At 68.8% G+C, this 25,286-nt stretch carries 22 protein-coding genes; 3 read left to right on the top strand and 19 right to left on the bottom strand.

Translation table 11 applies throughout. The features are described from left to right. Nucleotides 1–2: 2 nt before the first annotated feature. The 12 genes from B5F79_RS02580 to hisE form a co-directional block, all read right to left on the bottom strand. On the bottom strand, nucleotides 3–923 hold the full coding sequence (locus B5F79_RS02580) for a dihydrodipicolinate synthase family protein (protein ID WP_087217337.1): 921 nt from the start codon (nucleotides 921–923) through the stop codon (nucleotides 3–5). Nucleotides 924–1,076: 153 nt separating this feature from the next. Next, complete coding sequence (locus B5F79_RS02575) at nucleotides 1,077–1,889, bottom strand: ABC transporter ATP-binding protein (protein ID WP_087217336.1); 813 nt, start codon at nucleotides 1,887–1,889, stop codon at nucleotides 1,077–1,079. Further along, nucleotides 1,890–3,911, bottom strand: a complete 2,022-nt coding sequence (locus B5F79_RS02570) for a dipeptide/oligopeptide/nickel ABC transporter permease/ATP-binding protein (RefSeq protein ID WP_087217335.1) — start codon at nucleotides 3,909–3,911, stop codon at nucleotides 1,890–1,892. It abuts the gene before it with no gap. A gap of 5 nt (nucleotides 3,912–3,916) precedes the next feature. After that, nucleotides 3,917–4,882, bottom strand: a complete 966-nt coding sequence (locus B5F79_RS02565; protein ID WP_087217334.1) for an ABC transporter permease — start codon at nucleotides 4,880–4,882, stop codon at nucleotides 3,917–3,919. Nucleotides 4,883–4,997: 115 nt separating this feature from the next. After that, nucleotides 4,998–6,605, bottom strand: coding sequence for an ABC transporter substrate-binding protein (locus B5F79_RS02560; RefSeq protein WP_087217333.1), 1,608 nt, complete (start codon nucleotides 6,603–6,605; stop codon nucleotides 4,998–5,000). Nucleotides 6,606–6,945: 340 nt separating this feature from the next. Continuing rightward, entirely contained in the window at nucleotides 6,946–8,847 is a 1,902-nt protein-coding gene (gene uvrC / locus B5F79_RS02555; protein WP_087217332.1) for an excinuclease ABC subunit UvrC, read from the bottom strand. A gap of 473 nt (nucleotides 8,848–9,320) precedes the next feature. After that, entirely contained in the window at nucleotides 9,321–10,538 is a 1,218-nt protein-coding gene (locus B5F79_RS02550) for a DegT/DnrJ/EryC1/StrS family aminotransferase (RefSeq protein WP_087217331.1), read from the bottom strand. Then, entirely contained in the window at nucleotides 10,538–11,779 is a 1,242-nt protein-coding gene (locus tag B5F79_RS02545) for a carboxylate--amine ligase (RefSeq protein WP_087217330.1), read from the bottom strand. Before B5F79_RS02545 ends, B5F79_RS02550 begins: the two co-directional genes overlap by 1 nt. Before the next feature lie 13 nt (nucleotides 11,780–11,792). Beyond that, nucleotides 11,793–13,577 (bottom strand): murein biosynthesis integral membrane protein MurJ, encoded by a 1,785-nt coding sequence (gene murJ, locus B5F79_RS02540; protein ID WP_241147235.1) that lies wholly within the window; start codon nucleotides 13,575–13,577, stop codon nucleotides 11,793–11,795. After that, nucleotides 13,574–14,599, bottom strand: coding sequence for a lipid II:glycine glycyltransferase FemX (locus tag B5F79_RS02535; RefSeq protein WP_087217329.1), 1,026 nt, complete (start codon nucleotides 14,597–14,599; stop codon nucleotides 13,574–13,576). Before B5F79_RS02535 ends, murJ begins: the two co-directional genes overlap by 4 nt. Before the next feature lie 110 nt (nucleotides 14,600–14,709). Beyond that, nucleotides 14,710–16,029, bottom strand: a complete 1,320-nt coding sequence (locus B5F79_RS11250; RefSeq protein WP_087217328.1) for a coiled-coil domain-containing protein — start codon at nucleotides 16,027–16,029, stop codon at nucleotides 14,710–14,712. Between the two features lie 144 nt (nucleotides 16,030–16,173). Further along, nucleotides 16,174–16,491 carry a phosphoribosyl-ATP diphosphatase gene (hisE, locus tag B5F79_RS02525; RefSeq protein ID WP_087217327.1) on the bottom strand — a complete coding sequence of 106 codons (318 nt, stop codon included), beginning with the start codon at nucleotides 16,489–16,491 and terminating at the stop codon, nucleotides 16,174–16,176. A gap of 158 nt (nucleotides 16,492–16,649) precedes the next feature. Between hisE and B5F79_RS02520 the strand changes: the two genes are divergently transcribed. Further along, nucleotides 16,650–17,378 (top strand): aspartate/glutamate racemase family protein, encoded by a 729-nt coding sequence (locus B5F79_RS02520; protein WP_087217326.1) that lies wholly within the window; start codon nucleotides 16,650–16,652, stop codon nucleotides 17,376–17,378. Here B5F79_RS02520 and hisI read toward each other — a convergent pair. After that, the gene (gene hisI / locus B5F79_RS02515; protein ID WP_087217325.1) at nucleotides 17,365–17,748 is read right to left on the bottom strand and encodes a phosphoribosyl-AMP cyclohydrolase; all 384 of its coding nucleotides are present in this window, start codon (nucleotides 17,746–17,748) and stop codon (nucleotides 17,365–17,367) included. The two genes, B5F79_RS02520 and hisI, sit on opposite strands and share 14 nt — an antisense overlap. Before the next feature lie 58 nt (nucleotides 17,749–17,806). Here hisI and B5F79_RS02510 point away from each other — a divergent pair, with 58 nt between their 5' ends. Further along, nucleotides 17,807–19,207: an FAD-binding protein gene (locus B5F79_RS02510; protein ID WP_143786218.1), complete on the top strand. Its 1,401-nt coding sequence runs from the start codon at nucleotides 17,807–17,809 to the stop codon at nucleotides 19,205–19,207. 5 nt (nucleotides 19,208–19,212) lie between these two features. After that, nucleotides 19,213–19,350, top strand: coding sequence for a hypothetical protein (locus B5F79_RS11100; RefSeq protein WP_241147236.1), 138 nt, complete (start codon nucleotides 19,213–19,215; stop codon nucleotides 19,348–19,350). A 283-nt stretch (nucleotides 19,351–19,633) separates the two neighbouring features. Here B5F79_RS11100 and hisF read toward each other — a convergent pair whose 3' ends face one another. From hisF to hisC, 6 genes are all read right to left on the bottom strand, one after another. Beyond that, nucleotides 19,634–20,401, bottom strand: coding sequence for an imidazole glycerol phosphate synthase subunit HisF (gene hisF, locus B5F79_RS02505; RefSeq protein ID WP_087217324.1), 768 nt, complete (start codon nucleotides 20,399–20,401; stop codon nucleotides 19,634–19,636). Between the two features lie 437 nt (nucleotides 20,402–20,838). Further along, entirely contained in the window at nucleotides 20,839–22,023 is a 1,185-nt protein-coding gene (locus tag B5F79_RS02500; protein ID WP_087217323.1) for an aldo/keto reductase, read from the bottom strand. 55 nt (nucleotides 22,024–22,078) lie between these two features. Next, nucleotides 22,079–22,816 (bottom strand): 1-(5-phosphoribosyl)-5-[(5-phosphoribosylamino)methylideneamino]imidazole-4-carboxamide isomerase, encoded by a 738-nt coding sequence (locus B5F79_RS02495; protein ID WP_087217322.1) that lies wholly within the window; start codon nucleotides 22,814–22,816, stop codon nucleotides 22,079–22,081. Between the two features lie 84 nt (nucleotides 22,817–22,900). Beyond that, nucleotides 22,901–23,587, bottom strand: a complete 687-nt coding sequence (gene hisH, locus B5F79_RS02490; RefSeq protein WP_087217321.1) for an imidazole glycerol phosphate synthase subunit HisH — start codon at nucleotides 23,585–23,587, stop codon at nucleotides 22,901–22,903. Continuing rightward, nucleotides 23,587–24,174, bottom strand: a complete 588-nt coding sequence (gene hisB, locus B5F79_RS02485; protein ID WP_087217320.1) for an imidazoleglycerol-phosphate dehydratase HisB — start codon at nucleotides 24,172–24,174, stop codon at nucleotides 23,587–23,589. Before hisB ends, hisH begins: the two co-directional genes overlap by 1 nt. Beyond that, on the bottom strand, nucleotides 24,171–25,286 hold the full coding sequence (gene hisC, locus B5F79_RS02480) for a histidinol-phosphate transaminase (protein ID WP_087217319.1): 1,116 nt from the start codon (nucleotides 25,284–25,286) through the stop codon (nucleotides 24,171–24,173). Before hisC ends, hisB begins: the two co-directional genes overlap by 4 nt.

Below are 25,286 nucleotides of genomic sequence, written 5' to 3'. Positions count from 1 at the left end.
TCCTAGAGAAGGCCGGTGTCCTCGAGGACCTTCTTGATGGCCTCGACGTTGGCGCCCTCGAGGGCCTTGACCGGGCGCGGCATGGTATTGGAATCAAAGACGCCGAGCAGCATGAGGGCGGTCTTGAAGGCGCCCACGCCGCCAGCGTAGCCCTGCACGCCGGAGGTGACGTCGAAGATGTGGCTGATCTCGTTCAGGCGGTCCTGCTCGGCCTTGACGGTGGCCCAGTCACCGGCCTCGGCGGCCTTCCACATGCGGACGTAGCCCTCGGGCTCGACGTTGGCGAGGCCCGGGACGGAGCCGTCGGCGCCGGAGAGGTACGCACCGTCCACGACGATCTCGTGGCCGGTGAGCAGGGAGAGCGGGTGGCCCGCCTTCTCGTTCTCCTGGCAGAGGTAGCGGAAGGAGATGTCGTCGCCGGAGGAGTCCTTGACGCCGGCGAGGACGCCGTCCTTGCCGAGCTTCACGAGGAGCGGCCACGGGAGCTTGGTGTGCACGCACACCGGGATGTCATAGGCAAAGATGGGCAGGTCGAGCTCCTCGTGGAGGATGCGGAAGTGCTCCTCGACCTCAGTCATGCCGCCGAGGGCGTAGAAGGGCGCGGTGGCCACGAGGGCGTCGGCGCCGAGCTCCTGGGCGACCTTGCCGTGCTCGATCACGCGCTCGGTCTCGGTGTCGATGATGCCAACGAGCACCGGCACGCGGTGGTCGACGATGCGGATGGCCTCGGAGATGATCTGGCGACGGCGCTCGTCGGTGGAGAAGACGACCTCGCCGGAGGAGCCCAGGAAGAACAGGCCGTCGACGCCGGCGTCGATCATGCGGTTGATGAGGCGCTCGAAAGAGGGAACGTCGAGCTCGTGGTCGGGGGTGTCGGGGACGACGACGGGGGGAACGACGCCCTTGATCTTGAAGTCTGCCATGCTGATCCTTTCTCGTGGGCGGCGGGGGGTGTCCGCCACAGCTTGGATGGAGCACTCAGATGCTATGCCAGGGACGGCGAGAAGAACGCGCCGCTGGCCGATTCTGCAAAGCGGGCGCGCCCGGAGGCGCGCCCGCGGTCGAACGGGTGGGGCCTACTTGCCCAGGTTGGGGTGAAGCAGCGACGGGGCGGCGCCGAGGAGCGTCTTGGTGTAGGCGTCCTTGGGATCCTCGAAGATCTGCTGCGCCGGGCCCTGCTCCATGATCTGGCCGTGGTTCATGACGACGATGCGGTCGGAGATGTAGCGCTCCGTCTGGATGTCGTGGCTGATGAAGACCATGGCCAGGCCGAGCTCCTTCTTGAGGTCCGTGAGCAGGTTGAGGATCTGCGCGCGGACGGAGACGTCGAGGGCCGACGTGGGCTCGTCGGCGATGATGACGTCGGGCTGGAGGGAGAGGGCGCGGGCGATGGCGACGCGCTGGCGCTGGCCGCCGGAGAGCTGGCCGGGCAGGGCGTACATGGCCGAGGACGGCAGGCCCACGATGCCGAGGAGCTCGCGGACGCGCGCCTCGCGCTCGTCCTCGTTGCCCACCTTGTGCACGATCAGCGGATCGAGCAGCTGGTCGTGGACGGACATGCGCGGGTTCAGGGCCGTGGCGGGGTTCTGGAACACGACAGAGACCACGCGGCCGATCTTCTTGCGGAGCTCGGCGGTGCGCTTGGTGACGTCGTCGCCCTTGAAGTAGACGTGGCCGTCCGTGGGCGACTGCAGGCCGCACATGACGTTGGCGGTGGTGGACTTGCCGCAGCCGGACTCGCCCACGATGCCGATGGTCTCGCCCGGCATGAGCTTGAGCGTGAGGCCGTTCACGGCGTGCACGAGGTTGGGGTGGAAGAGAGAGCCCGTGCGAGACTTGAACGTGACCGAGATGTTGTCAAGGAAGATGATGGGGGTCTGCTCAGCCATCTACCTCACCTCCAGTCGAGAAACGAGACCGTTCTTCGCGAGCTCCTCGTCGGGGATCTCCGAGACGAGATGGTGGTCGGCGCCGGGAACGGGCTTGAGGATGGGATGGACATCGAGGCCCACCGTCGGGTGGCTCGAGCGCGGCGCGAAGCGGTCGCCCTTGGGGAAGTCCGCGGGGCTCGGGACGGAGCCGGGCACCTGGTGCAGGCGGCTGCCGTCGTGTGCCTCGATGGAGAGGACGGCACCGAGCAGGCCCTGGGTGTACTCGTGGATCGGGTTGGTGAGCAGCTCCTTGGTGGGGGCGGACTCGATGACCTGGCCGGCGTACATGACGGTGATCTCGGAGGCGACCTCGGCCACGAGCGCGAGGTCGTGGGACACGAAGATCATGGCAAAGCCGAGCTGCTTCTGAAGGTCGTTCAGGAGCTTGATGACCTGCTTCTGGACCGTCACGTCGAGGGCCGTAGTGGGCTCGTCGCAGATGACGAGGGACGGGTCCCTCGTGAGCGCCATGGCGATGATGACGCGCTGGCACTGGCCGCCGGAGAGCTCGTGCGGGTAGGACTCGAGCGTGCGCTTGGGGTCGAGGCCGACGAGCTCGAGGAGCTCCTCGGCGCTGCGGGTGCCGCCGCGGCTCGTGAGCTGCTTCATCTGCTCGGAGATGAGCATCGACGGGTTGAGCGAGGACAGGGAGTCCTGGTAGACCATCGCGAGCTCGTGGCCCAGCAGCTTGCGGTGCTCCTCCTTGGTGAGCTTGAGGAGGTCCTGGCCCTTGTAGAGGATCTGGCCCTCGATGCGGGCGCTGCTCGGCAGCAGGTTCATGATGGTCTTGGTGGTGATGGACTTGCCGCAGCCGGACTCGCCCACGAGGGCCATGCACTGGCCGGGGCGCACGTCGAAGGAGACGTTGTCCACCACGTGGACGTCACCGTGGCGCGGGAAGCCGATCGAGAGGTTCTTGACCTGGAGGATGGGCTCGACCGAGTAGTCGGGAACGCGACGGTCGGTGCGGGCGAGCTCGACCTCGCGCAGGGCGCCAAGGCGACGGGCGAGGGAGTCGGCCTGCTCCTTGTAGGCGCGCACGGGGTCGGCGACGAGGAGGTCGGCCTCGCGGCGGCTGTCGGCGTTCTCGTTGGAGACGGGGGCGGACGGAGCAGCCGCCATGGCGTCGGTCAGGCCCTCGGAGAGGATGTTGAGGGCGAGGCACGTGACCATGATCGCGATGCCCGGGAAGAGCGCCTGCCACCAGCGGCCCAGAAGGACGCCGTCGCGCGCGGAGGACAGGATGTTGCCCCACGTGGGCGTGGGCTCCGCGATGCCGGCGCCGATGAAGGTCAGGGACGCCTCGAAGATGATGGCGTCAGCCACGAGGGTGACCGTGAAGACCATGATCGGGGCGATGCAGTTGCGCAGGACGTGCTTCATGAGGATCCACGGGGCGCGGGCGCCGGAGACGATGACCGCGCGGACGTAGTCCTCGCCGTACTCGGACACCACGTTGGCGCGGACGATGCGCGCGATCTGCGGCGTGTACATGAAGCCGATCGAGAAGATGATGGCCGGGACGGAGTTGCCCAGGATGAGGACCAGGATGGCCGCGAGGGCGATGCCCGGGATGGACATGATGACGTCGAGGACGCGCATGATGACCTCGGAGACGGCCTTGCGCGCGACGGCGGCGATGGCACCGATGACCGAGCCGAGCACGAGCGCGAACGCGGTGGCGCCGAAGCCGATCACGAGCGAGTACTGGCCGCCGTAGAGCATGCGGGAGAGGATGTCTCGGCCGGCGTTGTCCGTACCAAAGAGGTAGGTCCCGTTGGGCGGCTGGTAGGCCTTCGTGATCTCGAGCGGGTCGTGCGGCGCGATGACGGGCGCCAGGATGGCGGAGAGCGCCACCAGGACGAGAAGGACGAGCGAGATCTTGCTCGGGGTGCTCATCTTCTTGAGGCCGCCGAGCTTCAGGCCCTTGGACGCGGCCTTCTCGAGCTGGGCGGTCTTGTTTTCCCTAATCTTAGTCATGGGGCCTACACCGTCCTAATGCGCGGGTTGATCAGCAGGTAGAGCATGTCAACCACGATGTTGATGATGACGAAGGCCAGAGCCACGACAACGACGACGCCCTGGACGAGCGTGATCTCGCCGCCGGTGATGCCCTGCTGGATGAGGGTGCCCATGCCGGGGAGGGCGAAGATGACCTCGATGACGACCGCGCCGCCCATGAGGTAGCCGATCTTGAGGCCGAGCGTGGTGACCGGGGTGATGAGGGCGTTGCGCAGGACGTTCTTGGCGATGACGACGTTCTCGGGGATGCCCGAGCCGCGGGCCGTCTGCACGTAGTCCTTGTCGAGCTCCTCGACCATGGCGGTACGCACGATACGCGTCATCTGACCGATGACCGGGAAGGCCAGGGCGATGGCGGGCATGATCATGCGGCCGAAGTAACCACCCGGGTTGGTGAAGAGGTTCGGAAGCGCGCCGGAGGACGGGAAGACGCGCGTGAGGCCGCCCAGGGTGACGGCGAGGATGAGCAGGACCGCCAGCCAGAAGGACGGCGTCGCGATTCCCGCGATTGATATCACTCGAATCAGTTGGTCCGGCCACTTGTCACGATACAGGGCCGAGATGACGCCGAGCGTAAACGAGAAGATCGCGGCCAGGAGCAGGCCGAAGAACGTGAGCTGCATCGTGATCGGCAGGGCCGAGGCGATGGCGTCGGAGACGGGGGTCTGGCGGCTGCCGTAGGTTCCCAGGTCGCCCTGGACGAGGCCGCCGATGTAGTCGACGTAGCGGACGGGCCACGGGTCGTTCATGCCATGCTCGTCCATGTACTCAGCGACCGCCTCCGGGGACGCGCCCTCGCCGAGGACGGTGCGCGCGGGGATGGAGGGGTCGGTGAAGGACATGAGGAAGAACACGAGCAGGGTGACGCCCAGGGCCATGATCGGCAGCGCGATGATGCGCCGGCCGACGAGGCGCAGAAGGTTGTTCATACCCTCTCCTCTCTCTAGGCCTTATGGATAAAGAGGGGCCCGAGCGATCCTTGCCCGGGCCCCTCGAACGTCTGTGTCCCCAGCCTTTCAGTGGGAAGCGAGAACGTGCTTGAGGCTACGCGCTGACCGTCTTGCAGCCGATGAAGTTCATGCCCGTGGTGCCGATGCCCGCGAAGCCCTCGATGGCGGTGCCGGTCGGGGAGGCGGAGGCGTCAGCCCAGGAGGCGGTCACGGTCTGGACGTGAATCAGCGGGTAGAGGACGGCGTTGTCGGCGATGATGTCGTAGACCTGCTTCCAGGTGGCCTGCTGCTCGTCACCGGACTGGCCGAGGGCGGCGGTCATGAGCTCGCGGATCTGAGCGAACTCGGCGGAGCTGCCCCAGCCGGTGCGGGTCTGCTGCCAGACGTTGTCGCCGTACCACCAGTTGAGGAGCAGGTCAGGGTCGGCGCCCCAGCAGGACGGATCGCCCGGGGCGATGAGGATGTCGAAGTCATCCGTGCCGCCGTCGATGGCAGCGTAGGTGGCAGCGGAGGTCTCCTCGGCAATCTCGCAGGTGAAGCCGAGGGCGTCGAGGTCCTGCTTGGCCTGGGTGGCCATGCCGGAGGCCTGGGTGTTGTCCGTGCAGCGGATCTTGAGGGCGCTCGGGGTCACGCCGGCCTCGTCGAGCAGGGACTTGGCCTTCTCCTGGTCGTAGGTGTAGACCGTGGCGGCCTCCTGGTAGTTCGGGAAGTCCTTGGGGATGTAGGAGGACGCGGTGGCGGCGAGGCCGTTGAAGATGTTGTCGATCATCTGGTCGGTGTTGATCGCGTACATCACGGCCTGGCGGGCGACCTTGTTGTCCCACGGAGCCTTGGCGGTGTTGAACATGATGAAGCGGGTGCCGAAGCCCTGGACCTGGTCGACCTTGCAGCCGGCGGACTCGATCATCTCGATGGCGTCGGCGGTGACGGACTCCATGACGAGCGTGGTGCCCTGCTGCTGAGCGGTCATGCGCGCGGTGGCGTCGACGAGGATGTCGTAGTGCAGGCCGGCGTCCTCGGCGGGATAGGAGCCGTTGTAGTTGGGGTTGGGCAGGAGGTCGACGGTGTTGTCCGTGATGGCGTCGTACATCCAGGGGCCGGAGCCAACCGGCTTGCTGGAGAGGCCCTCGTCGGAGGTGCCGGCGGGGAAGACGCGGACGAGCGCCAGGCGCTCCTTGAGGAGCGAGAAGTTGGCGATGGCCGTCTTGATGGTGACGGTGGTGTCGTCGGTGGCCTCGAGAGAGTCGATCGGGGCGAGGAAGGCGCCGTAGGTGGCGTCGGCCTTGGTGCGGTCGAAGGCCTCGACCACGTCGGCGGCGGTCACGGGGTTGCCGTCGGAGAAGGCAGCGCCATCGCGGATGGTGACGGTGAAGGTGGTGTCGTCAACCTGCTCCGGGTCGCCGGTGGCGAGCTCGGGGAAGGTGGAGTAGTCGTGCGGGTCGGTGCCGTAGAGGCCCTCGAGGACGTGCCAGTTGGAGCCCAGGCAGAAGGCCGAGGAGGTCTTCGTCGGGTTGTACTCGGACGGCGCGTACGCGGAGCCGGCGGTGATGGTTCCGCCGCCAGAGGTGGTCTCGCCGCCCTCGTCGCCAGTGGTCTCGCCGCCGGTGTCGCCGCCGCACGCGGCAAGCGCGAGCGCGGACGCCGCAGCGGTCCCACCAAGGAACGCACGACGAGACACGGCGCTGTTCATGAGCTTCTTCATAGTCTCTTCCTTTTCTCCTCCTGCGACCGCCTCGTGGCAGCGGTCGTCCCTTCTCTGTTTACATTACGAACATTCTTCTGAACTCCTCCTGACAAACAGGCAAACGGCACCAACGGGCACCCCAGACGGTTACCAACAGGTAAACTGAGACCCTAACTGGTATTCTGGTCATAGTTAGTTTTCGACCGACGTCGTGCCGGTAATCAAACTGGTCGTTTTGAATGAACTGCAGATAACTAACTTATTACCGCTTTAGCGCACTAATGTGAGATTGATTCCATTTCAGCCAGTGGTATTATCTTTCCGACACAAGATGGAACCAGTTCGCAGCCCGGCCAGCTCAGGACGAGGCCTTCTCGTCCCTCCAGGCGCGCAGTGCCTGCCACACCGCGGCTGCCACCTCGGCAGGGACGCCCGGGGTCTGCGCGATCTCCTCCTCGCTCGCCTCGCGCATGCGCCTGAGCGAGCCAAAGCGCCTCATGAGCGCGCGCTTGCGCTTGGGCCCCACGCCCGGCACGTCGTCCAGCACGGAGACCGTCATCGCCTTGTCGCGGAGCTCGCGGTGGAACGTGATGGCAAAGCGGTGGGACTCGTCGCGCACCTGCTTGATGAGGTAGAGGGAGGGCGAACCGGAGGGCAGCACGACAGGCGTGTCGTCCCAGGGGACGAAGATCTCCTCGTCGGACTTGGCGAGCCCGCAGACCGGAATGTCCAGCCCCAGGCTCTCCAGCTGCTCGATCGCCGCCGTGAGCTGGGGCTTTCCGCCGTCCACCACAAGGAGGTCCGGGCGCGAGCCAAAGCGGCCGTCGGCCATGCGCTCCGGGGAGTAGCGCCTGCCCAGGACCTCTGACATGGAGACGAAGTCGTTTGCCTCCTCGAGGGGAGTCTGGATCTTGAAGCGGCGGTACTGGGACTTGTCCGGCCGCCCGTTGGTGAAGACCACCATGGAGGCCACCGTGAAGTGGCCGTGCAGCGTGGAGATGTCGAAGCACTCTATGCGCATCGGCGGGGCGTCGAGCGCAAGGGCGCTCTCCAGCTGAAGGAGCGCCTTGTTCGTGCGGTCGTCCGCATAGCCCGTGCGCACCATGTAGCGCATGAGCGCGTGCCGGGCGTTCTCTGAGGCCATGTCCAGCAGATGGCGCTTCTCGCCGCGCTGCGGGCGGTGGAGGCGCACCACATGCCCGCGCTTCTCGGTGAGCCAGCCCTCCACCACCTCGGCGTCCGAGAGCCCGACCGGCAGGTCGACCTCGGCGGGAACGTCCGCCGTCTCGTCGTAGTAGCGCTTGACGAAGCCGCCCACGAGCTCCTCCTCGGAGACGTCGAGCCCCTTGTCCAGCACGAACTCAACCGAGCGGACGGTCCTACCCTCGCGCACGGCGAAGACGCAGGCGCAGCTGATGGTCTCCTCGCGGTAGACCCCCACGAGGTCGAGGCTCACGCTCGACGAGAAGACCACCTGCTGGCGGTCGTCCAGGGCGGAGATGCCGTCCAGGCGCGCCTTGATGCGCCCCGCCCGCTCGAAGTCGAGGTCGGCGGCGGCGGCGCGCATCTGCTCGGTGAGCTCCCCCACCACCTGCGAGCGATGCCCCTGCAGGAAGCTCTCCACCTGGCGCACGTGACGGGCGTACTCGACGGTGTCTATCATGCCGGCGCACACGCCCGGCCCGCGCCCCACGTGGTAGTCGAAGCACGGGCGGCACCTCTCGGCCAGCATGAGGTTGGCCACGGCCGCCTGGTCCGGGTTCTTCTCGAGCAGGCGCCGGGCGCGCTTCCACTCCACGCAGGTGGCCATGCAGATGGGGATGACCTTGCGCAGGGTGTCTATGGTCTCGCGGGCGGCACGAGCGTCGGTGTACGGGCCAAAGTAGCGCGTGCCCTTGCGGTGCTTCTCGCGCGTGTACTTTATGGCCGGAAAGACGTCGGACTCCGTGATGGCGATGTAGGGATAGGACTTGTCGTCCTTGAAGTCGACGTTGAAGTAGGGGTGATACTGCGCGATGAGGTTGCGCTCCAGCACCAGCGCCTCGTGCTCGGAGCCCACCACCACGTAGTCGAAGGACCTGACGACCTGCATCATGAGCGGGATCTTCTCGCGCTCGTCCTGCAGGGTCACGTACTGGCGCATGCGGGCGCGCAGGTTCTTGGCCTTGCCCACGTAGACCACCGTGCCCTGCCCGTCCTTCCAGAGGTAGCAGCCGGGATCGGTGGGGACCTTGGCAACCTGCTCGGCGAGCGTGGGCATGCGCTGGTGATCAGCCGGCCCCTGTTCGCGTCTGTCCACCAGTGCCCCCCTTCGACCGAACCCACCTTCAGACCGCTATCCCAGCATACCCAACAGATGGCCGCTCGGCACGACGTCAAGAAATCTTGCACGCCCGTCGCGCTCCGCATCGCGGGCTGCCCAACATCGCGTTGCAAGAATCGCGGCTGGGGCACGAGCGGGAGACGGAGAGTTGTGAAAAACAGAGCCAGGGCACAAGAGTAACTCGCAACGCACGTCATGCTCATCATGCAGCTTAATGCGGCTTGATAATTTTAACGTGGAGAATAATCTATGAGAGAGATGGACGGAAAGAGCGAGCCGCATACCGTCAGCCATCGTGCCCTCGCCCCGCTTTTCGAAGCGCTGCGAAGCAGACTTGTGCCCCAGCCCGCGATTGCGCAACGCGCAACCGCGTCAGCGGACCATCGCGAGCAAGAAAGTGCCGAGAAGAGCTACCGTCCCGCGACGCGGACCACGATGCCGGCGATGCGCTCCGCGTCCTCGGGCGAGACGTCCGTGGGAAGCATGACCGCGCCCGCGGAGCAGCGCTCCGTGAGCGGCAGCGCGCCCGCGGCGGGCAGCTCGTAGGCGCCGGCATCCAGCGCGCCGGGATAGAGCAGAGGCCGGTACCAGGGACGAGCATAGAATCCGGCAGCCAGGACCTCCGCCACCGCGCGGTCCGCCCCATCGGCGTCCGCGAGGAACACAGGATAGGTCAGGAGCGGCTGCGAGAACTCGGGCACGAGGGCGCGGGGGACCTCCAGGGGCGACGCGGCGCCCGTGCCCAGCGGCGAGGCTGCGAGTGCGCGGGTGTAGGCACGAACGGCCTCCGAGCGCTGGGCGAGCTGGGCGTCCTCCGAGGAGAGCGCCTCAAGGGCTCGCGAGCAGACCCACTCGTCCGGACGCGCCGGCGTGCCCGAGACCCTGCCCGAGCGCTCGGCGTCCGTGACGGCGGGCTCGAAGAGACCCGTACGCTCGAGGGCGCCGCGCAGCGCGCGGGCGGCGGGGCGCGGCAGGCGGTTGAGGACGCGAATCTCGTTTCTATAGAGGCGGGTTGCCCTCTGGCGCGAGGGCGTCATCTCGGGCAGGGCGTCGAGCGCGGACTCGAGGGCCGCGCGCAGCGAGGCGTCCGCCATGCGCGGGTTCACCCAGATGGCCCCGCCAAAGCTCGTGCGGAGCATCTTCTCCACGCCGAAGGAGTGCACCGAGACGTCCGCGAGGGGCTCGCCCGCGGCGTCGCGGGCCATGCGGCCCACGCAATGCGCGCAGTCCTCCACGAGGATCGCACCGGCCCCGTACGCCGCGAGCGCAAGGGCGGAGGCGTCCCCCTCGTGGATGATGCCGCAGGTGTTCTGGAGCACCACGGCCCGCACGTCCCCCGGGAGCGAGAGGCCCTCGGGATCCACGGCGAGCGAGCGGGGCGAGAGCTCGGCGTAGACGGGACGAAGGTCGGCAGAGACTATGGGGTCGACCGCCGTGCAGCAGGTGAAGGGCTGCGTGACCACGGAGCCCTCCCCTCCCCGCGCGCGCAGGACCTCGAAGGCCGCCAGCATTCCGTAGCGGGCCTTGAGGACGAGGTGCCACTCCCCCGCGCGCGTGCCCGTGCGACGCGCGAGCTCCGCGCGCAGCTCCTCGGCCGCGGGCCCGAGGTTCTTCTCGCCCGCGCCCATCAGGCGTCCAGCTCTCGGTCACCGAAGTAGCGGCGATAGTCGTCGACGTAGCGAAGCCAGAGCTTGCCCATGGCAACCAGGCGGCGCGGGTCGCGGTCCCCCGCCCCAAAGAGCGTGGTGCCCACCTTGCCCTGGGAGATGAGCTCGAGCGCGCGGCGCTTGTCGGCGGAGTCCGGCGTGTAGCGCCTGAAGACGCTCCGGGGGATGCCGAGCCAGAGCACCTCGTCGAAGGCGCGGACGGGCTCGAGGCGACCGCCGTCCACGAAGTCGTCCACCGCGTACTGGGAGAGGTTGTGCCCGGCAAGGGTGGCGAAGAAGCTGCTGCGCCCGGCGCGCGGGTTGACCTCGAAGAGGCGGTACGAGCCGTCGCGCTCGTCGTACTTCATGTCTATGTTGAAGAAGCCACGGTACGGGATGCCGCGCATGAACTTCTCCACCATGTCGTAGATGCCGTCGTCACCATAGGAGAGGATGGCGGCGTAGTTGCCGATGGCCATGGGCGAGTAGTCCTCGAGGAGCGGGTGGCCCAGGGCTATGAGCGTGACGGTGCCGTCCTCGCGAACGTAGCCGTTGACCACGCGCATGCGGTCGTCGTCGCCGGGGACGAAGTCCTGGACGATCATCTGCCCGGGGTAGCCGGCCTCGTACACGAGACGCGCCGTGCGCTCGAGCTGCGCGCGGTCGGAGAGGACGTAGGCCTTCTTCTGGCCCTCGAAGGGGTGGGCGCGGTAGGCAGCGGGATCGGCCGGCTTGAGCACGTACGGGGAGCCAAACGGCAGCTCGGGCACCTCGGGCCCGGAGATGGCCACCGTGGCGGGGTGGCTCACGCCGGTCTTCTCGCACTGTCGGTAGAAGGCCGCCTTGTCGAGAAGCGCCTCGATGACCTCGGGCTCGGGGCACACGCAGGCGTAGACGGGGTCGAGTCGGTGCTTCACGCGCGCAAGGAGCAGGGCGTAGTCGTCCCCGCAGGGCACCACGAGCGCAACCTTGCCGCGGTAGCGCTCGGCGTCGGCGTTGAGCACCTCGACGAAGCGGTCGGGGTCCGAGAACTCGGGGTCTATGCGGACCTCGATGAACTTGGAGTGCGAGGTGGGCGTGAGCGGGAAGGTGCCGTAGACCACGCTCCTTGCGCCGTAGCGCTCGTAGAAGGCGCGGGCCATGCCGTAGCCCGCGATCTCCGTGCCCAGGAGAATGGGCACGAAGGGACGGGAGGCGGGAGTCTTGGGGGCGTTCGCAGACATGCGGGTAACCTCTCTACTTTGAGAAGCGCCGGGTGACCGAGGAGATCATGGCCGCCTCGGGCAGGCGCAGTACGACGGCGGGCACGAAGGTGACCAGGAGCGAGACCGTGCCCGCAACGGCAACATAGGCAAAGGACTGGGCAAGCGACCCCGTCACGGGACCGATCACGGCCTCGAGCAGGGCGTAGACGCCACCGCCCGCGGCGGCGCCGAGGCCGCCGAGCAGAAGCCCGAAGAAGACGCCGTGCAGGATGGTCCTGAGCTGGATGCCGTGGAGCCGGCCGCGCATCCAGACGAGCGCGCCGATGTCCGAGGCGATGTAGGACACGGCGGTGGAGGCGGCGATGGCGGGCATGCCCGCTCCCAGCCCCACGCCCACGCCCAGGACCACGGCGATCTGCCCCACGGCTCCGAGGATGCACGCCACCGCGTAGGGCTTCATGTTCATGAGGGCAGAGCAGCTCTTCTGCATGAGGGCGAACATGCCGTAGAACGGCAGGGCCACCGCGAGGAAGCGCAGGTACTCGCTCACGAGCGCCACGCCCTCGAGGGAGAACTTGCCCGCGCAGTAGATCATGTTGAGCGGTGTGCTGAACACCATGAGGTAGAGGGCAAAGGGAATGAGGTAGAACATCATCTGGCCTATGCCCGTGGAGACCCCGCGGCGTACGGCCGGGAGGTCGTCGCGCGCGGCGTCGCGAGCGAGCTCGGTGTAGAGGGCCGTGGTGAGGGAGACGGCGAGAAGGGCGTAGGGCAGCGTGTACCACAGGCGCGCGTAGGAGATGACCGAGGCACCGGTCTCGGGCTGCACCACGAGGGCCGCGGCGTTCTGCACCGAGGTGGTGAGGAAGGTGCAGACGGTGGCAACGAGCGTGGGGATGCCCAGGGAGAGCGTCTGGCGCAGGGCGGGGTCGTGGAAGTCCACGTGCACGCGCGGGTGGATGCCGTGGCGGTGCAGCGCCGGTATCTGGCAGGCCATCTGCACGAACACGCCCAAAGTGGCGGACACGGCGAGCACGATGACGGCAAGGAGCTCGTTCACGTGCTCGAGCACCGGGAAGAGCGCGAACCCCGTGATGACAACGACGTTGTTGAGGATGGGCCCGAGGTTGCTCCAGAAGTAGTCGCGGTGCGCGTTGAGCACGCCCGAGAAGACCGAGGAGAGCCCGTAGAAGAGGATCTGGAACGCGAAGAAGCGGAAGAAGAGGACCGCCGTGTCCATGCCGTCTGCGTCGCCGCTCATGAACGACTGCGTCCAGATGAAGGCCGGGGCAAAGACCGAGGCGGCGAGCGAGAGCACCCCCAAGAGGAGGAGCAGGATGCCGAGGAGGTTGCCGATGTACTCCTCCGCCCCGCGCTTTCCGCGCCTGCGGCGCACGTCCATGTAGACGGGCAGGAAGGCGGTGACGAGCATGCCGCCCATCACGAGGTCGTAGAGCATCGCGGGAAGGTTCTGCGCCACCTGGTAGGAGGTGGAGAGGAGCGAGACGCCGAGCGCCACGCCCATGACCCACGTGCGCACGAAGCCCGTGACGCGGCTCACCACGATGAGGCCGGTCATCAGGCGCGCGGAGCGGCCCACGCTCTCGTAGTCGCCCGAGGAGGAGAAGTCATCGTCGTCGCTCGCGACCGGCTCGACGTCCTTATCAGCGTCCCCCTCGGCGCTCGCCGGGACCTCGTCGCCCCCCTTGGCGCCCTGAGCGGAGGCGGAGAAGTGCTTTCCCGAGCCGCCGTCGCGTCGCGCGCGCCCGGCCTCGCTCGCAAAGTGGGCGCCGCGCGGACCCTCCCCGCGGCTCACGCGTCCTTCTCCCCGCTCGCATGGGAGCGCGCCTTGGCGCGCAGCTTCTTGGCCGCGACGAGCGCGCCGTAGAAGCGCGGGCAGAGCGGGAGGTCTCGGTCCGGCGCGACGGGCGCCGTCTCCTTGGAGAACTTGGTCTTGAACTTGTTGAGCGTCAGCATCTCGGGGAAGCGGTCGGAGCCGATGCCCATGAGGTCGAAGGCGGTCACGCCCCTCTCGGCGAGGGCGCAGCACTCGAAGAACACGAGCTTGTCCGTGGCGTAGGCACGGACGGAACCGCTCTTGGAAGCGGCGTAGTAGTGCACGGAGACGCCCTCGTAGACGGTGTCGATGGCCCAGGTCACGAGCTCGCCGTCGATGCGGCCGGCAAAGACGCGGCAGTGCTCGGGCCCGAGGGTGCGAATCATGTTCTGGAAGTAGTCGACGGGCGCGCAGGAGAAGCCGTCGCGCTCCGCGGTCTCGCGCATGAGCGCGTGGTACTCCTCGAAGGACTCGGTGGCGCGCTCGGTCTCGTCCGCGCACTCCACGGGGCTCTCGCGCAGGGCCTTGCGCACGTCGCGGCGGCCGCGCGGCTTCATGCGGGCGAGGATCTCGTCCTCCCCTCCCGTGAGGTCCACCACGACGGTGGTGTCGTACGGCAGCGTGGAGAGGGTCTCGCAGCAGCGGTCGAGCTCAGCGGAAACGGCCAGGCGCACGAAGACCTGCTTCCTGTCGCGCGCGTGCAGGTGCGCCGCAAGGGCGGCGAGGGCCTCGTCCTCCTGCTCGGGGGAGGGCTCCCCCACCCAGACCGGCGCATGGTGCGCGCGCAGGTAGCGGTAGCCGTGGGTCTCGTACTCGATGAGCGAGACGAAGCCCATGGGGTCACCGTCCCTCACGATCTCGCAGGCGCCCCAGGGGGTGCGCCCGGGCACCGTGGCCTCGAAGCGCGACCAGAGCTCGGTCTGCTCGATGGGAAGGGTCGTCCCGGCCTCCCGGGCACGCTGCTCCATCTGCTCAAACGTTAGGTCGCGAACCTCGATCATTGGGCGCACGCTCCGTTTCCGCTCGTCACACATGACACATGCGTACCCCAAGCCGGGCGGGCTCGGGGTACGCATGCGAGTTCTCGCCGGCGCTCCGGCGAACGTCTTTGCTACAGGATCGACCCGCCGCCGATGAAGCCGGTGTCGTAGTACACGCCGGTGATGCACACGTCGATGCCGTTGGCGTGGATGACCTGGCCGCCGCCGATGTACATGGCAACGTGGTAGGTGGAGGCCCCGCCGTTGTAGGAGTAGAAGACGAGGTCGCCCACGGAGAGGCTGTACGGGTCGGTGGTCCAGGTGCCGCTGTTGAGGACGGTGGGATACATGCCGCTGCCCTGGGAGCGCGGGATGCTCACGCCCGCCTGCTGGTAGGCCCACCAGACCAGGCCGGAGCAGTCAAAGCCCTCGCTGGGGTAGCTGCCGTTGGTGACGTAGGGGTAGCCCAGGACCGTCATGGCGGCGCTCACGGCAGCCTGCTTGACGCTGCTCGGCTGGGAGGGGATGGAGGGGGTGCTGGGCTCGGGGTCGGGCTTGGCGACAGACCCGCCGGTGTTGCCGGTGTTGGAGCCGCCGTCGTTGGAGGTGGAGCCACCGTTGGAGGTGGACCCGCCGTTGGAGGCGCCGCCGTTGCTCGTGGACCCGCCGTCGTTGCCGGCGGCGTCATCGGAGCCGGACGCGGAGCCGTTGCTGCCGCCGTCGGAGGAGGTGGAGCCGCCCTGCTGCTGGTTCTCCATGGCCTCCTGCTCCTGGCGCAGGGCCTCCTCGGCCTCCTGGCGCTGGCGCTCGAGCTCGGCCTGGCGCTCCTGCTCGAGGGCGGCCTGAACGTCGGCGGAGAGCCCGTTCACGTAGCTGGCCTGCTGGTTGCGCGCGTCCTGGAAGGACTGGGCGTTCGCGGCGAGCTGCTGCGTCTGGGCCTCCTGGTCGGAGCGCTTCTGCTCGAGCTCGGCCTTCTCGCTGTCGAGCTGCGACTGGAGCGTCACGACCTCGCTGATGGCGCTGGAGAGCGTGTCGGACATCTTGTTGGCGTAGAAGACGCGGGAGACGAGCTCCTCGAAGTCGGTGGCGCCCAGGACGAACGAGAGGACGTTGTCCGCCGTCTTGTAGTTGTCGGACATCATGCCGGAGAGCGTGGAGCGCTTCTCGGCGAGCTTGGCCTCGTTCTCCTGGATGCTGGCGGTGACCGCCTCGATGTCCGCCTCGGTCTGCTCGAGGTCGGACTGCGCGATCTCGAGCTCGCGCGTGGCGGTCAAGATCTGGCTGTCGAGGACGTCGAGCTCGGCACGTGCGGAGTCGAGCTCGGACTGGAGCTCGGCGGAGGTGGCGGCGGAGGCCACCACGGGCGAGATCACCGGAGGGATGGCAAGAGCCGCCGTGAGCACGGCGGCGACGCCGAAGGAGAACCTCGGAAGAGTATGATTGCGATGCACCGCGTTCCTTCCTTCTGCTTACAGATTCGTCAGATAAAGCTGCTCGCCATTCTATTTGACTCGTAGGTGGGGCGCAAACGGGCGCGCTGGCACGTTCATCTGCCTTACACACTGCCAAAGGAGGCGCAGGAAGGCCGCTACCTGTTACCTGTGTCGGGCGTCGAGCTCCCCCGCGAGCTCGGCCACGGAGACCCCGTAGCGCTCGAGCGTGACCATGAGGTGATAGACGAGGTCGGCCGCCTCATAGCGGATGTGATCGTGATCGTTGTCCTTGCACGCCATGATGACCTCGGAGGCCTCCTCGGCGAGCTTCTTCAGGAGCTCGTCCTCGACGTCCGTGAGCAGGCGGGCCGTGTAGGAGCTCTCAGGAGACGCCTCGCGGCGGGAGTGAATCACCTCGGCGAGGCCCGTGAGGGTCCTCCCGATGTCCCCGTCCTGCACGTTTGCGGTGCGCACGCCCATGATCGCCCTCGCTTCCCTCTTCGCGGCCCTGCGTGACCACCCTATCACATGCCGGGCCCGGCCGCCGCGCCGGGTCGGGCCCACGTTCACAGGGCCTTGACACCCTCGGGGTATAGTGTCCCGTCAGCAGTAGGTGCGAGATCGGCAGAGGAGGCAGCATGGAGAGGCTCGGCGTGATCGGGGGAATGGGACCCGAGGCAACGTCATACTTCTATGACCAGGTCATCGCCCACACCGCCGCCGAGCGGGACCAGGACCACATAGACATGGTCGTTCTGAGCCACGCCTCCATGCCCGACCGCACCCGCGCCATCCTCACCGGCGAGACGGGCCCCCTGCTCGACGCCATGCGCGCGGACACCCATGCCCTCGAGGCGCTGGGGTGCGCGCACATCGCCATCCCGTGCAACACCTCCCACTACTTCTACGACACGATCCAGTCCTTCACCTCGGTCCCCATCATCCACATGCCCCGCGAGGCCGTGCTCGAGGCGGTCCGCGGGCGCGGCGCCCGGCGCGTGGGCATCATGGGGACGGACGGCACCGTGCGCGCGGGCGTCTATGCGCGCGAGTGCGAGGCGCTCGGCGTGGAGGCCGTGGCTCCCTCGCCCGAGCGCCAGGCAGACGTGATGTCGCTCATCTACGACGACGTCAAGGCCGGCCGCGAGGCGGACCTCTCCAAGTTCGGGCGCGTGGTGGACGAGCTCGCGGAACGTGGCTGCGACGCCGTCATCCTTGCCTGCACGGAGCTCTCCGTCGTCAAGCGCAACCACGGCGCCGGCGACATCTGCCTCGACGCCATGGACGTCCTCGTGCGCGAGTCCATCGTGCGCTCGGGCGCGCGCTACCAGGAGGTCGCCGCCGAGGGAGACATCAGCTCTCGGTAGAGAGCTCCCGGTAGAAGCAGCTGCGGTGCCCCGTGTGACACGCGGGTCCCGGGGAGTCCACCACCACGAGCAGCGTGTCGGCGTCACAGTCCACGAGCACGCGGCGCACGCGCTGGACGTTTCCGCTCGTGGCGCCCTTGTTCCAGAGCTCCTGGCGGCTGCGGCTCCAGAACCACGTGGTCCCGGTCTCGAGCGTGAGGCCGAGCGACTCCTCGCTCATCCACGCGACCATGAGGACCTCTCCCGTCCCCTCCTGCTGCACCACGGCCGGCACCAGGCCGCGCTCGTCAAAGCGGACGTTCGCGGCGGAGCGGCTCACGAGCTCCACCTGCTCTCCGGCATAGGTGCAATCGGCTACACTTTGCGTCATTCGGAACCTCCTTCATAGCCCCACCCAGTCTATCCCGCCCAGAGGAAGGGTTGACGCCATGTGCCAGACGCGTAACACCCGCCGGACGCACGGTCCCCAGGATTTCGACGTGCTGGTCGTGGGATCCGGCATCGCGGGCTGCGAGGCGGCGCTCGCGGCGGCCGAGTCGGGAGCGCGCGTTGCCCTGGCGAGCACGGGCGAGACGTTCTCCGGCTCGAGCTTCTTTCCCGGCACGTGGGGTCTCGGCCTCGTGGGCCCGGCAGACGAGAGGGACGTGGACGACTTCGTCTCCACGATTCTCGAGGTGGGCCGTGGGATGGCGCTGCCCAAGCTCGTGAAAGGGCTCGTTCGCGGAATCGCGCCCGCCGTGGCCAGGCTCGAGGGGCGCGGCGTGGGGCTCCGGGGGGCCGAGCGCCCTGACGAGCGCGACTTCATCCCCTGCTTCGACCGCCGCTGCCGCAGCTGGCACGGGCTCGAGCGCGCATCGTACCGCGCCGCGACCTCCGCCGCGCTCGAGCGAGCCGGCGTGACGGCGCTCCCCCGCCACGAGCTGCTCGACCTTCTCGAGAAGGACGGGCGGGTCTGCGGCGGCGAGCTCGCCAACCTGCGGTCGGGCGAGACGCTCCCCGTGACGGCAGGGGCCGTGGTCCTGGCGACGGGCGGCTTCGGCGGGCTCTTCTCGCGCACGCTCACGATGCCCGACGTCGCCGGCACCGCCGCCGCGGTGGCGCTGCGCCACGGGGCGCGCCTGGTGAACGTCGAGTTCATCCAGATCATGCCCGGGCTCGTGGAGCCGGTGAGAAACGTGGTCTTCAACGAGCGCACCTTCCGCTACGCGCACGTGGAGGGGCTCGACGTCCCAGACGCGGCCGAGCTCCTGGACGAGCGTGGCGGGCATGGGCCCTTCACCGCGAGCCTCCCGGACCGCGCGGTGGACTTCGCGTTTTCCGCAGCCGGCGCGCGCGGCGCCGCGGTGGCCTACGACCTGCCCGACGAGCTGCCCGAGTTCATGCAGACGTACTTCTCCTGGTTCGAGGGGGAGTTCGGGCGCAGCCCCGCGAGCGGCGTGCGCATCGCGCCCTACGCGCACGCCTCCAACGGCGGCATCCTCGTGGACGAGTGCGGCTGGACCGGGGTCGAGGGGCTCTACGCCTGCGGCGAGGCCACGGGCGGCATGCACGGGGCGGACCGCATCGGCGGGCTCTCGAGCGCAAACGGCCTGGTCTTCGGCCATGCCGCCGGAGAGGCGGCCGCCCCACGGCCGTGCCCAAGGTGGAGGCAGGCGACCGCGCGGCCCTTCTCGGCCTGCGGAGCGCCATGGACGAGCGCTGCCTGCTCGGGCGCACGGACGAGGGCCTGCGCGAGATGGGTTGCCTGCTCGATCAGCTGGACGAGAAGAACGCGCGGATCGGCTCCGCGCGCCTGGCAAACGCCACCCTCTCGGCACGGGCGCTCGTGACCGCGATGCTCGCGCGCACGGAGAGCCGCGGCGCGCACCACCGCGCCGACTTCCCGGACGAGGACCCGTCGCAGGCGCGCCCGCTCGCGGTGACGCTGGATGGCGACGGTAGCCCCCTGGCCGAGCCGCTCACGCTCGACTGACCCCGCGGCGTTGCGAAAAGCGGGGGCACGGCACGGGAGGGCGAGAGAGGAGTTGCGGCTTTTCCGTCCAGGGCACGCGACCGGTTGTCGCAGCAGTCCGATGCGCCGGCGCCGTTGCTGCTTTGGGGGCTGTGGCACGGGTTTCGCCGTTCTTCTCGCCCATGGGCGGCTCGGCGCGGGTCCGCACCGTGCCCTGGCTCGAATTGCCTCAACGCCGTTTCGCGAATCCGTGCCCTGGCCGGCTTTTTCACCACGCAGCACGGAGCGAGAGCGACGCCCGCCCCTAGAAGTCCAGCCTCACGGGGATGCCCTGGCTGGCCATGTACTCCTTGACCTGGCGGATGGTGAACGTGCCAAAGTGGAAGACGCTCGCGGCGAGCACGGCGTCGGCCTCGCCCTCGATGATGCCCTCGGCAAAGTGCTCGAGCGTGCCCACGCCGCCCGACGCGATCACCGGGATGGGCACGGCGCGCGCGACCGCGCGGGTGAGCGCGAGGTCGAAGCCGTCCTTGGTGCCGTCGCGGTCCATGCTCGTGAGGAGGATCTCCCCGGCGCCGCGGCGCGCGGCCTCCTCGGCCCAGGAGACGGCGTCGATGCCCGTGGCAACGCGTCCGCCCGCGAGATAGACCTCCCACTTGTCCGCCTCGCCCACGCGCTTGGCATCGATGGCGCAGATGACGGCCTGGGAGCCAAAGGCAGCCGCGGCGGCGGTGATGAGGCTCGGGTCCTTGACCGCGGCGGAGTTGAGCGAGACCTTGTCCGCGCCGGCGGCGATCATCTCGCGGCAGGACGCCACGTCACGGAAGCCCCCGCCCACCGTGTAGGGAATGCGAAGCTCGGCCGAGGCGCGGCTCGCGAGGTCGATCTTGGTGGCTCGGTCGTCCGAGGTGGCGGTGATGTCCAGGAAGACCACCTCGTCGGCGCCCTCCTTGTCGTAGCGGCGCGCGAGCTCGACCGGGTCGCCCGCGTCGCGCAGGCCCACGAAGTTGACGCCCTTCACCACGCGGCCGTCCTTCACGTCCAGGCACGGTATGACTCGCTTGGTCAGCATGGGGGTCCTTTCGACGCACGGGGTCCCGGCTCGCCGGGCCCGTCCCACGCGGCTCGGCGCTCGCTTCGCTCGCTCACCGCGTGACTCGCCGCGTGGGACGGGCCCGGCGAGCCTCGCACGAGCGAAGGACGCTGCAATCATAACGGCTCGCAGAGGCATCCCAGAGCTCGTGGTTCTTCTCGCCCTGAGGTGTTTACACTTCGTACGTGGCAAGGGCTTCGGAGCTCATGGTCATGCTCGGCGACGCCCCCCCAGATGCCACGTAGATTGGCGGGACGGTCTTTGTTGCCCCCTCCTTTGTTACCCCCCTAGAAGTGTAACGACGGGATGCAAGTCCTCAAAAAGCAGCTCGATGCATCGATTCCTACACCTTCGAGAGGGTAGCAAGGAGCTCCGGCACCACGAAGCCGCGCCCGCGGACCAGCGTCGCGGCGCCATCACCCCCGGTGCGACCACGCGCGCAGGGCCCAGCCCACGGGACCGGGCTGGAAGCGGCGCGCCACCTCCTCCAGGCGGGCCGGGATGTCGATGTGCTGGGGGCAGTGGCGCGCGCACGCCCCGCAGCGGACGCAGTTGCTCACGAGCTTGGGCTCGGACGTGCGGATGGCGCTCGCGGTGAAGTACTGCGAGAGGCCCGTGAACCAGCCGTGCGCGTAGCTCGCGTTGTAGGCCGAGAAGCACCCGGGGATGTTGATCCCCTGCGGGCAGGGCATGCAGTAGTTGCACCCCGTGCAGGGGACGCGGTTCGTGCGCTCGAACTCCTCCACCACGCGGGCGATGACCTCGTGCTGGGCGGGCGCGAGGGACCCCGGGAGCGCGCGCTCGGCCAGTGCGGCGTTCTCGTCTATCTGCTCGGGGGCGTTCATGCCGGAGAGGAGCATCGTCACCTCCGGGTGGTCCCACACCCAGGAGAGCCCCCAGGCGGCGGGTGTGGCCAGCTCGGGCGTGGCCGCGGCGTCGATGATGCGCCGCGCGCGGTCCGGCAGCCTGTCCGCCAGGCGCCCTCCCAGCAGGGGCTCCATCACAAAGACGGCGAGGCCGCGCGCGGCGGCCGCGCGAAGGCCCGCCGTACCCGCCTGGTACGTCTCTCCCGCGTAGTTGTACTGGATCTGGCAGAAGTCCCAGTCATAGGCGTCCAGCACCACGGGGAAGTCTCCCGCGCTGCCGTGGTAGGAGAACCCCATCTGCCGGATGCGCCCCGCCGCGCGCTGTCGGGCGATCCAGTCCTCGATGCCCAGCTCGCACAGGCGCTCCCACTGGGCGGGGCTCGTGACGTTGTGGACGAGGTAGTAGTCAACGTGGTCCGTGCGCAGGCGACGGAGCTGCTCGTCGAAGATGCGGTCGAGGTCCTGCCGGGCTCGAACGGAGCCGTGCGGGAGCTTGGTGGCAAGAAGCACCTGGTCGCGCAGGCCCAGCTCCTCGAGCGTGGCGCCCACGCAGGCCTCGTTCCCGGGATAGAGGTAGGCGGTGTCCAGGTAGTTTATGCCACGCTCCACAGCACGGGCGGTGAGCTCGCGCGCCCGCACGGGGTCGGGGCGACCGGGCGGGCCGGGAAAGCGCATGCACCCCAGGCCGAGCGCGGAGATGCGGTCCCCATTGCGCGGGTTGGTGCGGTACTGCATGTTCCCCTCCTCCTCGGCTGACATAACGTGACAAAGGGACTGTCCCTTTGTCATGTTACGCGCGGGCGGCGGCGAGCGCGTCCTCGAGCGAGAAGGACCCCTCGTAGAGGGCTCGCCCGGTGATGGCGCCCTCCACCACGCCCGGCCCCAGGGCGACCAGGGCGCGCAGGTCGTCCAGGCTCGCGATGCCGCCCGAGGCCACCACGGGAAAGCCCGCGACCTCTGCCACGTGACGGTACACCTCCGCGTCCACGCCGCAGCGCATGCCGTCGCGCGCCACATCCGTGAACACCAGGTGCCGGTAGCCCAGCCCCGCGAGGCGCGCCACGAGCTCGTCTGCGGAGAGCGAGGCGCCCTCGCGCCAGCCGTTCACGCGCACCTCTCCCCCGCGCGCCGCCACGTCCGCCACCACGAGCTCGCCAAAGCTGCGGGCGGCCTCAGCGGCGAACGCGGGGTCGCGCACGAGCGCCGTGCCGATGGCGATGCGGCGCACGCCCAGCTCCGCCAGGCGCTCCACCGCCGCGAGGTCGCGCACGCCGCCGCCGGCGTCCACGGAGATGCCGGGGACAGAGCAGATCGCACGGATGGCCGCAGCATTTGCGGCGCGGGCGGCGTCGTCCTCCTCCAGCGTGGCCGAGAGGTCGACCACGTGGACCCACTCCGCACCGGCGTCGCGGAAGGACTCCGCAACGGCGGCGGGGTCGTCGGAGTAGACGTCCATGTGGGCGCGCTCGCCGCGCGCGAGGCGCACCACGCGGCCGCCCACCAGGTCGATTGCGGGAAAGAGGATCATGCCGCACCTCCAGATAACACGCACAGATTGTTTTCACTTTATATAACAGCAGATACCCAGGCGGCAAAAGTCAAGCCGCGAGTGTTATCCCAACGCGCTCGGGTGTCCGCCGGCCGCGCCGCCGACCACCGCCACGAAACCCCGGAGCATGGCGAGCCCCACCGCGGAGGACTTCTCCGGGTGGAACTGCACGCCAAAGACGTTGTCGCGCCACACGGCGGAGGCAAAGCTGCGCACGTAGTGCGTGCGGGCCGCCACCACCTCGTCGGGAACGTCGTCCGCAAGGGCGAAGGAGTGCGTGAAGTAGACGTTGGCGCCCTCGGGCACGGCCGAGAAGAGCGGGCACGCGCGACCGCGCTCCGTCAGGTGGAGCTGGTCCCAGCCCACGTGCGGAACCTTGAGGCGGTCGGACTCCAGGCGCGTGGCAGAGCCGGGGAGCACGCCCAGGCCCTCGGCCCACGAGCCGTCGTCCGTCTCGTTGCCGCGCTCGAAGAGGAGCTGGAGGCCCAGGCAGATGCCGAGGAAGGGCACGCCGCGACCGATCGCGTCCAGCACGGCGTCCGCCTCTCCGCTCTTGCGAAGGTAGCCCATCGCGTCCCCGAAGCTCCCCACACCGGGCAGCACCACGCCGGAGGCGGCGCGGATCTCGTCGGGGACGTCGGAGACCGCCGCGGTGCCGCCCGCCTCCACCAGGCCGCGCACCACGGAGCTGATGTTGCCCTTGTGGTAGTCGACGACGACGATGCGGCCCGCGCCCGCGGGGCCCGTCATCACAGGCTCCCCTTGGTGGACGGCACGCCCTCGACGCGCGGGTCCGGCTCCACGGCCTCGCGCAGAGCCCGCGCCGCGGCCTTGAAGGTAGCCTCGAGGATGTGGTGGGCGTTCTCGCCGCACACGAGGCGCAGATGAAGCGTGACGCCCGCCTCGCGCGCCAGGCCGCAGAAGAACTCGTGGCCGAGCTCGGTGTCGAAGGTCCCCACCTTGGCGGGGCCGATCGGCACGTCCCAGTAGAGCTCGCCGCGGCCGGAGACGTCCACGGCGGCCATCACGAGCGCCTCGTCCAGCGGCACCATGACAGAGCCAAAGCGCCGGATGCCGCGCTTGTCCCCCAGCGCCTCGCGCAGGGCCTGGCCCAGCACGATGCCCGTGTCCTCCACGGTGTGGTGGTCGTCCACCTGGGTGTCGCCCTTCACGCGGACGGTGAGGTCCACGAGCGAGTGCCGGGAGAACGCGGCGAGCATGTGGTCGAAGAAGCCCACGCCGGTCTCGATGTCGTAGGCGCCCGTCCCGTCGAGGTCGACGGACAGTCCGATGTCGGTCTCTGCGGTGGCGCGGACGGCCTTGGCGGTCCTGGTCATGCTTCCTCCCTCAAAAGCGTCGCGAGCGCGTCGAGAAGAACGTCGTTCTCCTCGCGCGTGCCCACGGAGATCCTGAGACACCCCTCAAGCCCCGGCGCAGACGAGAAGTCGCGCACCAGGACGGAGTGCTCGTCGCGCAGACGCTCCCACACGCGGTGGGCGCCTGCCACCCGCACGAGCACGAAGTTGCCGGCGGATGGCCACGTGCGCACCCCGGGGAGCGCAGAGAGGCCGGCCGAGAGGCGCTCCCGCTCGGCCACCACGTCCGCCACGACGGGCGCGAGGGCGTCCCGGTGCGTGACCGCGGCGAGCGCGGCGGCCTGTGCGAGCACGTCAACGGAGTATATCTGACGCACGGCCCCCAGGACGTCCACGACCGTCGGGTCCGCCACGAGGTAGCCCGCGCGCACGCCTGCGAGACCAAAGGCCTTGGAGAGCGTGCGCAACACCACGAGGCGCGGCTCGGAGGCAACGAGGCCCACGACGCTCGTGCCCTCCGGGGCGAACTCCACGTATGCCTCGTCCACGAGCACGAGGGCGTCCGTCTCGTCCAGAAGGCGACGCAGGACAGCACGGTCGAGGAGGCCGCCCGTGGGGTTGTTGGGCGAGGTGAGGATCACGAGCGCCGCGCCCGCGGCGGCCGCCACGAGCGCGGCGGCGTCAACCGAGAAGTCCTCGGCGTCGCGCGGGACCGCCACGTGCGGGGTCTCGGTCATCTGCGCGAAGAGCGCGTACTCCGAGAAGTCCGGCGGGCAGGTGACGAGCGTGCGCCCCGGGCCTCCAAACGCCATCAGCAGGTTGAAGAGCACCTCATCGCCGCCGTTGCCCACCACAATGCTGCCGCGGGAGACGCCGTGGCGCTTTGCCAGGGCGTTGCGCAGGGCGTTGGCCATCGGGTCCGGATAGCGGTTGAGCGGCGTCGCGGCCAGCGCGGCGCGCACGGCGTCCGCGTACTCCTCCGGCATCTCGTGCGTGTTCTCGTTCGCCGAGAGGTTCACCCTGCACGGCGTGAAGGCGGGGTCGTAGGGCTCGAACGAGGCGAGCGAGGGACGCACCCTGCCCGCGAGGCCCCGGCCCTTCTCGCCACGCGCGCCGCGGCTCTCCCCGCCCAT

The sequence above is a fragment of the Olsenella sp. An285 genome, assembly GCF_002159625.1.
GTDB lineage: Bacteria > Actinomycetota > Coriobacteriia > Coriobacteriales > Atopobiaceae > Thermophilibacter > Thermophilibacter avicola.
The sequence above is the reverse complement of the archived record's forward strand: the minus strand, read 5'-3'. Positions and strand labels throughout refer to the sequence as shown.